The organism is Bacillus sp. CR71 (assembly GCF_003429245.1).
GTDB lineage: Bacteria > Bacillota > Bacilli > Bacillales > Bacillaceae_G > Bacillus_A > Bacillus_A thuringiensis_S.
The window spans coordinates 5,313,797-5,327,151 of record NZ_CP031748.1 but is presented as its reverse complement, the minus strand read 5'-3'; the positions used below and the strand labels follow the sequence as shown (position 1 = coordinate 5,327,151).

Here is a 13,355-nt window from a genome sequence, read left to right as displayed (position 1 = left end):
GTGGCGACTGCGATGATTCAGCATATTTATGAGCATTATCACATGCATGTTAAAGAATTAATCCCCCTTGGCCCCTATAAAAGCTTTTGGATTCGCAACAAAATTTATGTACTTGTTCCAATTGGAGAAATGGAGGAAGAAGTACTTGTAGAGATGAAAAAGCTCAGTGATTATATGAACCAGCAAGGGGATATAACTGTAGCGACTTTCGTTCCGACTATACACGGCTACTATGTAAGTGAGATAGAAGAACAAAATTACTGCTTATTAAAAGGTATGCGCACGTTAGAACGACATGCTATGTCATTAGGAAGTGAGCTTTCTATATTCCATAAACGAGGTGCATTCTTTCCAGAAGAAATTGAGCAATTAAGCCGTATTGGTGAATGGAAAGCGTTATGGGAAAAAAGGCTCGATCAATTAGAAAAGTTTTGGCAATCACAAGTGATGAACCACCCTTCAGATGTATTCGATCAATTGTTTATTGAATCCTTCCCGTATTACTTAGGAGTTGCAGAAAATGCAATTCAATATGTTGTCGATACAGAAATGGATGATACGCCGCAACTAACGGATGCAGCAACAATTTGCCAAGAACGATTCACACCTTTATTATGGCATCAAACGAAGCGGCTCAAACTTCCTTTTGATTGGGTGTATGATCACCCAACTCGAGATATGGCAGAATTAATTCGCTATATGATGATAGAAAAAAAGAAAGACTGGGAGCAAACAATAATTCAATTTGTTACAGATTATGAACGTAATTATTCGCTATCCTCATTTGGCTGGCGCTTATTATTTGCAAGGCTCTTGTTCCCGCTGCACTATTTTGAAACGGTCGAACGATATTACCAAACTGGAAACGAAGAACAAAAAAGCATATATAGAGATCGCTTAGAAGCCATTTTACACGATGTGAACCGCTCAGAGCAATTTATGAAGCATTTTTATGGCTCACTTCGTTTACCAGTAGATAAGCTTGGGATTAGAAAATTAGATTGGCTATCTTAAACGTATAAAAAAGAGACCGCTGGAGGTCTCTTTTTTATACCACAATTTTATGTAATACATTATGCCCCTACCTGTTGATCTGTACATATATTTAAAACGAATTGATGTTTTTCGAGTTTTTCATTTACTTTACCCAATAATTCTTGCTGGATTTCTTTAAATAAAAATTGATAGCTTGTATTCCATGTTGGTATAACGGATGAAAGGCCTAATAAATACTCTTTTTTCTTTTCTAGTTCTTGAATTGTTAAAAAAGTGTTCCCCATTTTTGGCATGTGTCATCCCCCTATGTTTTCTTACTGTATATGTGTGAACGATTCACTATATAGTATTAATTATCGCATTTTTTGAGAAGGATTTCCAATTTTGTTTTATGATGTTAACGGATAAATGTGATTTGAATAAAAAAAGGAGACCAAATTTGGTCTCCTTTTAGAAGGCGATTCTGAACGAGCCGCTTCCGCTTTTAGATTAAAATACTTGTTCTACTTCGATAACGCCTGGTACTTCTTCAAGTAACGCGCGCTCGATACCAGCTTTTAGTGTGATTGTAGAACTTGGGCAGCTTCCGCATGCACCCATAAGGCGTAGTTTTACGATACCTTCTTCAATGTCTACTAATTCAACGTCTCCGCCATCGCGAAGTAAGAATGGACGTAATTTATCTAATACTTCTAGTACTTGTTCTTGCATATGTGGGTTTTCCATTTTTATCGACTCCTTTCATCAGTTTTATTATAATCAAGATAGAGGGGAAAATCTATTTTTTCTCTTCTTGTTTTATTGTCGAAATATTGTATCGTGTTTTTTCAGTATAGGGGTATGGAATAAGTTTGTAAAATGATGTGCTTATGTAATAAGACATCTGAATATACTGTTGGAACAAGAAGTGGGGGAGAAGAAATGGTTAATGTGCAAGTGTATGGGACGAAAGTAATTTGTGCGAGCTGCGTCGGAATGCCATCTTCAACAGAAACGTTTGAATGGTTACAAGCGGCAATTGGTCGTAAATATGAAGGACAAGAAAATAAATTTAATTTCGAGTATATTGATTTTCAAGAAGAACAAGAAGATGAAGATAAGAAAGCATTCGCTGAGCGCGTAGTGGAAGAAGATTTATTTTATCCGGTCGTTCTTATAAATGGAGAAATTGTTGGAGAAGGAAATCCTCGCTTGAAGGATGTTTACGAAGAAATCGAGAAATATTTATAAAACAAGAAGTCTTTGCGAATTTGCAAAGGCTTTTTTTATTGGAGGGATAGATGTGAAAAAAGGAGTGAAGCATGCGTTACCAACGGAAGTACAACAGTTAATGGAGCGGTACACAGTAGAATTAAAAGAAATTTTTTTAGATGAAAAAATAGTCGGGGTATATATTTACGGATCCATCGCACTAGGTGCATTTCATAAGGAAACGAGCGATGTTGATTTTGTTACAGTGATAAGTGATTCCGTGAATGAAGCTGAAAAACAGCAGCTTGTGGAACTACATAAGAAACTTAGTGATAATACGCTAGGTAAAAGAATGGACGGTATGTATATTCCGCTTGTTGATTTAGGGAAATACAATGATGAAATAAACGAGTATGTGTATTGTGCAGATGGTAAAGCTAATGTTGGTCATTGGGACATTAATGCGGTCACATGGTGGACGTTGAAAAATCAAGGCATTACAGTTACCGGAAAAGAAGCAGAAGATCTTCCGTTGCAAATACAATGGAATGATGTAGTAAATACGATGAAATATAACGTAGAACAGTACTGGAGTGAAAAGGCGAAACAACCATATTTATTCTTTGTAGAAGAGTGGGTAGAATCAGCTGTCGTTACGATGGGACGTATTTTATATACACTAGATTATAAAACAATCGTTTCAAAAGATAGAGGATTGCAATACTTGTTAGAAAGTTCAGCGGAAGAATGGGAGCTTTTATTAAAAGAAGTAGAGCGAATACGGCACAATCCAAAAGAAAAGCGAATGCTCTCAAGGTGGAGAAGGACAGATATGACGAAGAGGTACTTACTGCATTTAATTGAGACGTGTAGAGAGAAATAGTAGGGACGAAAATGGACAATACAGTGGGGTGTATTGTCTTTTTTTATGTTGGATTTGGTATATAATGGTTCAAATGGTTTAATTATACTGGAGGGGATAGGATGAATATAGAATTAGCTACATATGAAGAAAAGAATGAACAAATGAGTATGCGCCAAGTAATTAGCATTCTATTAATTATTTTTGGGGTCATGCATGGAATTGGTTTTTTGAACCTTTTATATGATTCTTCCTTATACCCATGGTATGTAGATTATCTTATTCCACCTTTCACGTTTTGTATGATTATCGTAATGTATGCACCGGCAAGAAATTGCTGCTTACATTTAATAAAATCATTACAATTCAATAATATTAAATACTATGTAACGATAGTAATGACAGCGATTGTAATGCTTATATATCTTGCAATATTAAATTTAGTTCTACCACATGGGCTTGGGGTGGACGAATCTAATATAGTAATAGAGCCTACTAAAAGTGAAATCATTTTATACGTAGTTGTACTCACCGTTTTTGCACCGATTTGGGAAGAGCTTTTATTTCGAGGGATACTTTTTAAGAAATTATCTCAGCGTTTTTCTACACTTACTAGTATCGTTATAAGTGCTTGTATATTTACTTTAGGCCATCCCCTTACAGTGGGTAGTCTTTTATATATTTTTGGTATGGGTATATGTTTAGCATACACATATAAGAAAACGAAGAATTTACTCGTTCCAATTGGGATTCATTTATTAAATAATTCGTTTTATTTATTATTGAATTTTCAACTATAAAAAGACGCCTTTTTTATTTTGTAGTAGATAGAAAAGTATTTACAAGTATTGTGTAGAGGAAAGATAATAGAAAAAAATATGTGCATGGGGGAAGATAATGAGTAAATATAAATTACATATAGATAAAGAACAACTATGGAAAGGCTGCGTTTTAAATTCGATTGCCCATGCAATTAATGTAGCGCATTGTCCAGATTTCTCACATGAAAGTTCATGGGATGGATTTAACTATAGTATGCAAAATACTCAAGGCGGACAAGGGACAATTACGTTTCATCCGAATTACACGATCGTATGTCTTCAAGATGTGAATAGCGAGAGAATTGATGAGTGGATTGATGCGGAAAATTATTTTGAAGGGGCACCTTCGGAAGTAATGGATATTGCGAAAGAAGAAGCACTTCAATACGTATTAGAAGAAGTAGAAGGCGAAACAGTTCCTTTTATTACAACTGCATTTTGGATTGAGGATAGTGGTGCGTATTCAATTGATTCATTTGAAGAGATGGAAGAGCACGGCGGATTCTTATTAGAAATTCCATTACTTGATACAGAATCAGCAATGGAAAGACTGGAAGAAGAGTATGAACTGACAGAGGAACAAATAGAGCTTTTACAACTTGTGTATGAGAGAAAAATCAAAAATCCAAACGAGAAAATTATGTTGTCTAAAGAAGAAGTAGCGATGATTGGAACGGAAGATAGCGAAGGATTGGAAGTTAGTAAGGAGTCATTTGAAGAAATGAATATTACTTGGGAGTTGTAGGATAGGATATAAAATTGTGATAAAGCAAAATGTGAAATCATATTGCACTTTCTACTAGTTTTTTATATACATATCAACTTCATGAAAGAATACGAACTTTTTTTCCTCGGTATTCAGATGCACAGCGCAATGTAAATATTGCTGTAAATAACGATTAGCTTGTTCGTACTGTTTTAATTTGTAGAAAGAAAAACAAGTAAGAAGCAGAAACGCTTTTTCTCGTAATATTGAAACGACAGCTAGTACCGGAGTAATGGAATGTATATTCATTTCCACTAGATTTTCATAAGACGCTCACGTTTGAAACCAGTCGAAAATAGTAGAAAGGTAATTCGGAATAGCGATAGTTTCATGTGAAACATTATGCAATAACTGGTTCTGTTTGATATGCATAGGCTCTATTCTCGTTTGTAGAATGCAATCGAATATTGAAATGTTTTCTTTTAATTGTAATTGGTCCGTAATAAGCTGCGGGAGACCGATAGGGTGGACTCCTATATTTATATAGAATTCATCTCCAAACTGGCTTTTTTGTATGTTAATGAGCTTATAAAATCCGTTTTCAGCTTTGAAAAATGTATGTCTTTTTTTCTTAAAGCCGAGTGGTTTTAAAGTGGCGTGTAAATTTGTAATGAAATCTTGATCCTTTTTAGAGCGAGACTTATTCCTCGTCATATTCATACGTAGTTAAGTTTTGTAAGAAACTTTCAAAGTTAGGTGCTAATTCAATAATTTCCTCAAACTCATTATCGATAAATATAACTGGAGGATTTTCAGCTACATTTCGATAGTCTAATGCAATCCATGTATGTCCATCACCAGATAAAAGTACGATATTATCAGGCATTTCCCATTCTCGAATTAAATAGCGACTCTCTAAAATACTAGATTCATTTTCATCAAAAGAAATACCATATAAACCAGATACATTAACGTGATCGTCTGCCCAAGAATTTGGCTTTGAAGTAGGGTGAGTATCAAGACGAAGAGTTCCCCCATTTTGTTCTTTTAGAAGGTTTATGTATGATTCTGGAAGCTTTACGTTCAGTACCTCTTCTGCTTTTTTGATTAGTTCGTCGTTAATGGGTGCTAGTTTTAAATAGTCATCTTCTGCCCAAATTGTACTCTTCATATTCGGTCACCTCAAATAATAGTTTTAAGAATCTTATGTCATATATTATAGTTAGTTTAGATAACGCGCAATAGAGGGAGAAAATAATGAAAAAGTTTCAAATCGAACTAAATAAACTGCCAACAGAAAATGTCGGAGAAATAGTACTTAGTATAGATGAGAGTATTGTATTTCAAGAAAAGACGGACATAATAGACCCGATTTGTCAGTTGTTTGATGCTTGTATCGAGGTTTTTAAATATGATGACGCTACAATTTTCTTAAATGAATATGAAAAAAAGATGGAATTTAAGAAGAAAGATGGGGAGTTTCTCATTATTAATCAGAGAGGCAAGAAGTTAGCTAGTGTTGATAGCGAGCAATTTTTACGAGTACTCTTTTCGTTTCTTAAAAAGGAGATAGGGCAGATTTACATGAGTGGAGTTGATTCTTTTCGAATCAAAGATGCTTACCATAGAATGTTAGGAATTGATCCATTTGTTCCTAAACTTGTAAATGGAAATGATGAAATTATGTATCGAACTTATCATTCTACAAGTGACAAGTATGAATTAAAATGGAAGTATTTAAAAGGGAGAGAGGTTGACCCGATATTTACTCCGGTACTATCTCATGATAAGAAGAGTATCTTTTATGTAGAGGGAAATAACCACAGAATTCGTAAACTCGATAGTGAAACGAAAGAAGAAATTTGGCAGTGCCATATTCCAATAGTAGAAGATTGTAATTGCATAACTGTGAATGGTGTCACAATTATTTGGCATGCGAATCGATTTGGAGAAAGTATGGCGAAATTGTACGCTATTTCATCAAGTTGTGGGGAGCTTCTATGGGATTTAGAAATAGAAGGGCATATTATACAAGATGTAAAAACTACGGGAGAAGAGTTACCACGTTTACTAGTTATTACACAAGAAGGCTACAATGTTTTATTAGAGCTTGAAAGTGGAGTGAAATTATGGGAAAAGAATGTCCGAGTCGGGGGAGAAATGGCGCAGTGTCATCTTGGCTCAGATTACTATGTGTTAGCAGGAAATTCTTTTGATGAAGATGGGGAAGCTGATGTATATAGTAACGTTGCAATTGCCATTCAATTATTAGACGCTTCTACACTATGGAAACAAATGATGGAAGATTGTAATCCAAATGAACCAGTTACTTTAACTAATGAACATTTTATATGTGTAGCAATAGATTCATTACAAAAGTGGGAATATGGAAAAGAAGGTTGTAACTTAATTTTTGAAAAAGCCTTTGATGAGGTACAGTACTCTTACATTGCATCAATGGAATCAAAAATACTATTAACAAGAACTGAGTATGAATATGAAGATGTAAGTAGACAAATACAATGTTATGACCATAAGAGCGGTCAAAAATTATATGAAGTAAATATGCCTTTTGAAATTGAATTACCTCCATTTCTTACTGGAGAGATGATGGTATTGTCCTTAGGAGAAGGCAGAATTTGCGGTATTAATATTCAAACAGGTAAAGTGATTTGGAACAATACGACTCTACATGATGTTACAAAGGTTCTGTTATATAAAGATGGAGAAATTTACATTGCTACTTCAAATTTAGAATTAATCATACTTGATGCTGAATGTGGCGAAGTGAAAGATATAATTAAACTCCCTAAAAATGTTGTTGTAATAGATTTTATTGTATCAATTGAGGAAGTTAATAATGGACTATTCATTAGTTGTGTAAGTGGAAATATGTTTGAAATAGTAGAAGGCTAATTTGTGAGTTTTCTTAAGTCGAGATGTTTGTTTTAAAATAGTAGTATATATTCACTAAAAAAGATGTATAAAAATGATTTTGATGCATCCTTTTTAGTGAATATATAAAATAATTAACTTGGTGTATTAAAGGTATGATACATGATTATTTTAATATATTTAAAAGTAAAATGAAATAAGAAACAGATAATTGTCGGAATATATTCGATTTCCGTTCATTTTTATGAAATATGTGTACTTTTTGTTAGATTCCTTTATTTTGTACATATACAATAAATGTATATAGAAATAAGAAAAGGATGATGTACGTGAAGGACACTGTTTTACAAGAAACAATTTCTCAGCAAGAATTACATAAAGTTGTTCAAAAAAATACAGCTTATTATGATTTTAAGTGGGGTAAAGTAGAAAATCCTGCGCAAGGGAATACATGGAATTGGGTAGCCTTTTTCTTCCCAACCTTTTGGTTAGCTTATCGTAAAATGTATAAGTTATTTATTATATTTGCGTTATTGGCTATACCTAGTATAGTTATACCCCCTTTTATAGATATTCCAGATGGGATTTATGTAACATTTAGTTTAGCTCTTCAATTAGGAATGATGATATTTACTGGATGGCAAGGAAACCGTTTATATTATAAGCATGCTGTTCGTGTTTTTCGTAAGGGAGAAGATGCGTCTGATCATGAGAAGGCGTATTTCTTACAATCAAAGGGCGGCGTTAGTGTAGCTGGTATGATTGGTTTACAGATTATAGTCGGGATTGTGTTTGGTTTAGCTGCGTTAGGGCTGTCCTTTTTACCAACTGAGCCGAATATTAAAAACGTTGTTCGTTCAAGTGATGAAGGGGTTACTTTAGAGATTATGACTGATAATCCAACTTGGAAGTTTGTGAAGAAAGAAAAAGAGTATGACGTAGTAGAGTTTACTGGTTATGATTATACAGAGAAGAAAAATGTGAAAATTAAATTTGCTGTTTATTTCGATGAAGATTATTTCGAGTGGCAAGAGGTATATGAAAATAATAAGAAGTTAAGTGAAGAAGAAGTAGAAGAATATCAAATTTATATTGAAGAAAATAATTGGGGTTTCTAGAGGGAACTCGTTCATTTTGAAAAGAAGAATCTTGTGAAGATTCTTCTTTTGTTTATTAGGGGAGAGAGAAATGATTTCAGCATTAATAGAAGCTCTAATAGGATCTATTAGTTTAAGTACGGGTTTACACACGAAAAAGATTGATGCTAACATACTTTACTTGCAGCAGTATGAGTGGTTTTGAATGATGTATGAAGACGAGAAGTATCGAAAGTTATTTATTACGAACTACAAAGTTCGCTCATATTTACAAAGTAAGCTGAGAGTTCGATTGCTGGTAAAAAATAAAAATGCACAACGAAGATTTTTAAAATTAGTAGAAGAGCAAATGGAAAAAAGGCATACGAATTGAAATTTTGTAAAATACAATAAAAAATGAGAATTTGAGGTAGGGTTGTCAATAACGTGAGACTATGGCACTATAAAGAAATGCTATACAAATTTTATTTATCGAGATGTAAACATCAATTTTGATTTTTACGTATAAATAATGAACGGAGGAAATGAATTTATGGCTACTTTACCAAATTGTCCAAAATGTAATTCAGAATATACGTATGAGGATGGCGTTCTTTTCGTATGTCCAGAATGTGCTCATGAGTGGGGCCAAGACGCAGAAGCTGAAAATAATGATGGTGCAAAAGTTGTAAAAGATGCGAACGGAAACGTTCTTCAAGATGGCGACGCTGTTACTGTTATTAAAGATTTAAAAGTAAAAGGAACTTCTTCAGTTGTGAAGATCGGTACGAAAGTAAAGAGTATCCGTCTAGTTGATGGCGATCACGATATCGATTGTAAAATCGACGGTTTCGGAGCTATGAAGTTAAAATCACAGTTCGTTAAGAAGGCGTAAGACAATAAAAAGAGGGGGCGAATAGCCTCCTCTTTTTATTATGTCACTTTTTGTCGGTAAATCGATATTTCGTGCAAAATCGTTGATATATTCTAAGTTATGATAGATATATTTGAAAAATCGTTGATATATTGCAAGTTATGATAGATATATTGAAAAAATCGTTGATATAATTTCACTCACCGAGAACAGGGCATCATTTACTGAGCGAAAGTTACGATTCACTTCGCATCATAGTCAACCTCTTTCAACTGACATCGCTTATTAAAGAACGTTTTATATCCAAGCTGTAAAAAGATAATGACAGCGAAAGCGGTACTTCCTGAAATACCGAGTATGATAGCGATTTGATATTGAATGGCTGTGAATGGTGATACACCGGATAATATTTGACCAGTCATCATGCCTGGTAAGCTTATAATTCCCATTCCGACCATAGAATTAATTGTTGGTAAAATAGCAGAATCAAAAGCGTCTCGAATGAGCGGAGCAGCTGCTTCTTTCGGTGTTGCGCCGAGCATAAGTGCACCTTCAATTTGACCTCTTTGCGATTTCATATTGTTTAAGAACGTATTTGCGCCGAGAGAAACACCAGTCATGGCATTACCGACTAACATTCCCGTAATAGGGACGATATATTGCGGAGCATACCAAGGGTCATGACCGATAATAACAAAGATAAATAGTAGAAGTGGCCCAATTGATCCAGCGACCATGGAAAGGGCGGCTACTCGTTTTAATTCTTTAGACATTGGGATATTAACTCGTTTATAAATATTAAAAATTGCAAAGGTAGTAATAGAAGTAATGAGAGCAATTGTATAAAATGGATTACTGTTTTCAAATACGTATGTAAGGACATATGCAACAAGTACGAGCTGAATCGTCATACGGAATGTTGCGAGCGCGATTTGTTTTTCACGAGGTATTCCTTTTAATTTTACAAGTCCAATTAAGATAAGGATAAAAATATAGGCAGCCGCCAGTTGCCAAATTTGGAGTTCAATAACGCCCTTCAATAGAGAGCACTTCCTTTCTAGTTGCACCGTTTGTTTTACTAATTTCAATAATGTCGTCTGCAATTTCTTTTGGAAGTTGTTGCGAGTGTGTGATGAAGATAACTGTTTTTTTCTTTTTTCGTGCTAGTTCAGTAAATTGTTTCATAACGCGGCGTTCTGTATCATTGTCTAGTGCTGAAGTGGGTTCATCTAATAAATAGACAGGCGGATCCATAAGTACAATACGAGCAAAGGCAAGTCTTTGTTTTTCACCGCCGGATAATGAGGAGGCGCTATCTTCTAATTGCTTGTCTAAGCTAACGGTTTGTAATGCACTCCGCAGGGCATCATCATTTGGAAATGGTTTTTCAGAAAGACGAAGTCCCGTTAATAGGTTTTCTTTAACGGTTCCATCAAAAATAGGTGGAGTTTGCCCAAGCATAACTACGTCACGACGTAATTGAATAGGCGGATAATCAGAAATTAATTTTCCGTTATATTCAATTGTACCGGATGTTGGAGATTGTAAATCGTTTAACATGCGAAGCAATGTGCTTTTTCCACTTCCACTTTCACCGATAATGCAAGTGATTTTTTCATTTTGAATCTGTAAATAAGGAATGTGTAGGATATCTTTATATATAACGTCTTTTAATATAAACATAAATCGCTCCTTTCTAATTCTATTTATATCGTATCAAAAAAGGGAGGATAAGGGTTATAAAGAGCAACGTTTTTTCTTCATCTTGAGTTTTATTAATAAGTTAAGTAAACGATCTAATTCTTGGCTGAAAGAAATCACTTTATTATGAGTTAATCCGTATCGTTCAACGAGATAGATTAACTCTTTCTTTTTCGCTTCTATTCGATTGTTTAGTTTCGATAAGTTCATAAGTTGAATGTAATGCCTCCTACAAAAGTATTTATCACATAAAAAATAAGACCGAATGAATTCGGTCTTAAAGGAAATAATAAGACAACTTACAAATAGCATACACTGTTTATCAATAGTTTTTAATATAAAAATGAAAAATAAATCATTATACATATTGAGAAAGATGTGTCTGATAATTTTTAAAAACTGATGCAAAGAGGCTGTCTACATAGTAGACAGCCTGTAAGATATTAACCCTTATGATATTTGTACATCCAAAGTAGACCGGATTTTAATAATCTTGGTACACGTCCCATTAATGGTTGGTTTGCAAGTAAACCGAAGCCATGCTTCTTACCAAGAGAGCCGAGAACACCTTTTAATTTGATTACAGGTAGTTCGTCAGGAAGTGGTTCATTGTTCCAACGTTTTAATAATATTTGGACAATTTGCTCTCCTTGACCTTCAGCAAGTTGGGCAGATGGAGCGTGTGGAAGTGCTGCGCAATCTCCTACAACATACACGTGCTCGTTATTTGGAATATTATGATATTTAGTTAAGATAACCCGTCCGCTACCATCTTGTTCAACTGGAAGGTTTCGAACAACTTCATTTGCTTGAATACCAGCTGTCCAGACGATTGCATCACATTCAAGTGGTTCATCGTGGTTATACACAATATTTGGTTCCACTTTTGTAATGTTAGAGTTTCTTATAATAGTAACTTTATGTTTTACGAACCATTCTTCTACGTATCTACTTAATTTCTCTGGATACGGGAATAAAATTCTATCTTTTCGATCAAATAAATAGATTTTTAAATCAGAACGGCTTTCGCGAAGTTCACTGGCAACTTCCACACCACTTAAGCCAGCGCCAACGACAGCTACTGTTGCATTTGGTTCTAGACTATTTAATTGTTCATATGTCTTACGTGTTTGTTCAATCGATTGTAGGCTATGTGTATATTCTTTCGCCCCAGGAACGTTATGATATTTATCCTCACAGCCAAGACCGATAATTAAATCATCATATTGGATCGCTTCGCCGCCATCGAGATGAACAGCTTTTTCTTCGAGATCAATATTTGTTATTGTGCCGTATTGAATATTGAGTCGTGGGTGCTCGGGAAACGGTATACGAATATGTGTTTCTGAAATAGTACCCGCAACTAATGCATAATATTCAGTTTTGAAGCAATGATATGGTACTTTGTCGATTAATGTCACTTGTACATCATCTGGAAGTTGGTTGCTTGGAAGTAGCCTTTGTAGAATTCTCATTCCACCGTAGCCGCCACCTAGTATTACGAGGTGTTTCATGATGGATTACCCCTTTTCTGTTGAAATATCCCCTAATCATAAAATTTTATATTAATAAAATATTTTGACTTTACTCAATCAAATTATATCGAATTTGTGAACAAATAACAATGCATGAATGAATACTCTGTTGTACAATAAGAAGAAAAGTAAAGTAAACTGTTTTGCCTTTTTAGTTACTATTTTATTGCAAGTAGCATGTTATATAAAATAAAACCATCTACTTTGAAGTGAAATAGTGAAGTAACTAAATAGTTTAGGATGTATAACGAAAACAACAAGAGACAGCTTAGTTTTCTTCTTATAGATGGAGTCAGAAGGTAATTTGTTTTGTAGTACAGGGGGGAGAATTTTGATTAAACCATTAATTGAATTTTGTGTAGGTAACCTTGCAAGTGGTTCACAAGCAGCTTTAGAGAAATTAGAAAAAGATCCGAATTTAGATGTAATGGAGTATGGTTGTTTAGGATATTGTGGCATTTGTTTTGAAGGACCGTTTGCACTTGTAAATGGTGAAGTTGTACAAGGTGCTACAGTAGAAGAACTGGTCAATAATGTATATGATTATTTGGATGAAAATCCAATGTTTTAAGGTGTTGCAATCAGCAGCACCTTTTTCATTAGATAAAATGTTATTTCGTAGGGGAGTTTAATACTATAGATAAATAAAAAAAGGCCCTTTTTAGAAGGGCTTTTTTCTTACACAATGTGTGTAAGAG

At 34.3% G+C, this 13,355-nt stretch carries 16 protein-coding genes and 2 pseudogenes; 10 read left to right on the top strand and 8 right to left on the bottom strand.

The genetic code is table 11. The features are described 5' to 3' along the window. Positions 1 to 12 precede the first annotated feature (12 nt). Positions 13 to 1,014 (top strand): spore coat putative kinase YutH, encoded by a 1,002-nt coding sequence (yutH, locus tag DOS87_RS27015; RefSeq protein WP_000614219.1) that lies wholly within the window; start codon positions 13 to 15, stop codon positions 1,012 to 1,014. 59 nt (positions 1,015 to 1,073) lie between these two features. Here yutH and DOS87_RS27010 read toward each other — a convergent pair whose 3' ends face one another. Both DOS87_RS27010 and DOS87_RS27005 read right to left on the bottom strand, forming a co-directional pair. After that, positions 1,074 to 1,289 (bottom strand): hypothetical protein, encoded by a 216-nt coding sequence (locus tag DOS87_RS27010; RefSeq protein WP_001125497.1) that lies wholly within the window; start codon positions 1,287 to 1,289, stop codon positions 1,074 to 1,076. 196 nt (positions 1,290 to 1,485) lie between these two features. After that, positions 1,486 to 1,722, bottom strand: coding sequence for a NifU family protein (locus tag DOS87_RS27005; protein ID WP_000431159.1), 237 nt, complete (start codon positions 1,720 to 1,722; stop codon positions 1,486 to 1,488). Between the two features lie 195 nt (positions 1,723 to 1,917). On the opposite strand from DOS87_RS27005, the gene DOS87_RS27000 reads away from it, so the two are divergent. The 4 genes from DOS87_RS27000 (at position 1,918) to DOS87_RS26985 (ending at position 4,615) form a co-directional block, all read left to right on the top strand. Continuing rightward, on the top strand, positions 1,918 to 2,226 hold the full coding sequence (locus tag DOS87_RS27000; protein ID WP_000248589.1) for a YuzD family protein: 309 nt from the start codon (positions 1,918 to 1,920) through the stop codon (positions 2,224 to 2,226). 52 nt (positions 2,227 to 2,278) lie between these two features. Then, a complete protein-coding gene (locus tag DOS87_RS26995; RefSeq protein WP_208730148.1) occupies positions 2,279 to 3,070 on the top strand; it encodes a nucleotidyltransferase domain-containing protein in 792 nt (263 codons plus the stop codon). A 101-nt stretch (positions 3,071 to 3,171) separates the two neighbouring features. Further along, positions 3,172 to 3,849, top strand: coding sequence for a CPBP family intramembrane glutamic endopeptidase (locus DOS87_RS26990; RefSeq protein ID WP_098577900.1), 678 nt, complete (start codon positions 3,172 to 3,174; stop codon positions 3,847 to 3,849). 97 nt (positions 3,850 to 3,946) lie between these two features. Continuing rightward, positions 3,947 to 4,615, top strand: a complete 669-nt coding sequence (locus DOS87_RS26985) for a hypothetical protein (protein ID WP_000049691.1) — start codon at positions 3,947 to 3,949, stop codon at positions 4,613 to 4,615. A 37-nt stretch (positions 4,616 to 4,652) separates the two neighbouring features. Here the strand turns inward: DOS87_RS26985 and DOS87_RS26980 are convergent. Together DOS87_RS26980 and DOS87_RS26975 are read right to left on the bottom strand one after the other, a co-directional pair. Then, a pseudogene (locus DOS87_RS26980) lies at positions 4,653 to 5,290 on the bottom strand (DUF4304 domain-containing protein). Beyond that, the gene (locus DOS87_RS26975; protein WP_000843111.1) at positions 5,277 to 5,747 is read right to left on the bottom strand and encodes an SMI1/KNR4 family protein; all 471 of its coding nucleotides are present in this window, start codon (positions 5,745 to 5,747) and stop codon (positions 5,277 to 5,279) included. The pseudogene DOS87_RS26980 and the gene DOS87_RS26975 overlap by 14 nt, the downstream one beginning before the upstream one ends. Positions 5,748 to 5,833: 86 nt before the next feature. On the opposite strand from DOS87_RS26975, the gene DOS87_RS26970 reads away from it, so the two are divergent. The 4 genes and pseudogenes from DOS87_RS26970 (at position 5,834) to phnA (ending at position 9,442) form a co-directional block, all read left to right on the top strand. After that, positions 5,834 to 7,492 carry an outer membrane protein assembly factor BamB family protein gene (locus DOS87_RS26970; RefSeq protein ID WP_044783126.1) on the top strand — a complete coding sequence of 553 codons (1,659 nt, stop codon included), beginning with the start codon at positions 5,834 to 5,836 and terminating at the stop codon, positions 7,490 to 7,492. Positions 7,493 to 7,791: 299 nt separating this feature from the next. Next, a complete protein-coding gene (locus DOS87_RS26965; RefSeq protein ID WP_003280627.1) occupies positions 7,792 to 8,589 on the top strand; it encodes a DUF2628 domain-containing protein in 798 nt (265 codons plus the stop codon). Positions 8,590 to 8,659: 70 nt separating this feature from the next. Next, positions 8,660 to 8,941, top strand: a pseudogene (locus DOS87_RS30565) (hypothetical protein). 159 nt (positions 8,942 to 9,100) lie between these two features. Then, complete coding sequence (phnA, locus tag DOS87_RS26960) at positions 9,101 to 9,442, top strand: alkylphosphonate utilization operon protein PhnA (protein WP_000212735.1); 342 nt, start codon at positions 9,101 to 9,103, stop codon at positions 9,440 to 9,442. A 221-nt stretch (positions 9,443 to 9,663) separates the two neighbouring features. On the opposite strand, the gene DOS87_RS26955 is transcribed toward phnA, so the two are convergent. The 4 genes from DOS87_RS26955 to DOS87_RS26940 form a co-directional block, all read right to left on the bottom strand. Further along, positions 9,664 to 10,461, bottom strand: a complete 798-nt coding sequence (locus tag DOS87_RS26955) for an ABC transporter permease (protein ID WP_000679259.1) — start codon at positions 10,459 to 10,461, stop codon at positions 9,664 to 9,666. Continuing rightward, a complete protein-coding gene (locus DOS87_RS26950; RefSeq protein WP_000470267.1) occupies positions 10,445 to 11,104 on the bottom strand; it encodes an ABC transporter ATP-binding protein in 660 nt (219 codons plus the stop codon). The genes DOS87_RS26955 and DOS87_RS26950 overlap by 17 nt, the downstream gene beginning before the upstream one ends. Positions 11,105 to 11,158: 54 nt before the next feature. Further along, complete coding sequence (locus DOS87_RS26945; protein ID WP_001054092.1) at positions 11,159 to 11,332, bottom strand: aspartyl-phosphate phosphatase Spo0E family protein; 174 nt, start codon at positions 11,330 to 11,332, stop codon at positions 11,159 to 11,161. 233 nt (positions 11,333 to 11,565) lie between these two features. Beyond that, a complete protein-coding gene (locus DOS87_RS26940) occupies positions 11,566 to 12,636 on the bottom strand; it encodes an NAD(P)/FAD-dependent oxidoreductase (protein ID WP_098578509.1) in 1,071 nt (356 codons plus the stop codon). Between the two features lie 352 nt (positions 12,637 to 12,988). Here DOS87_RS26940 and DOS87_RS26935 point away from each other — a divergent pair, with 352 nt between their 5' ends. Beyond that, positions 12,989 to 13,228 carry a YuzB family protein gene (locus DOS87_RS26935; protein WP_000595025.1) on the top strand — a complete coding sequence of 80 codons (240 nt, stop codon included), beginning with the start codon at positions 12,989 to 12,991 and terminating at the stop codon, positions 13,226 to 13,228. Positions 13,229 to 13,355 lie beyond the last annotated feature (127 nt).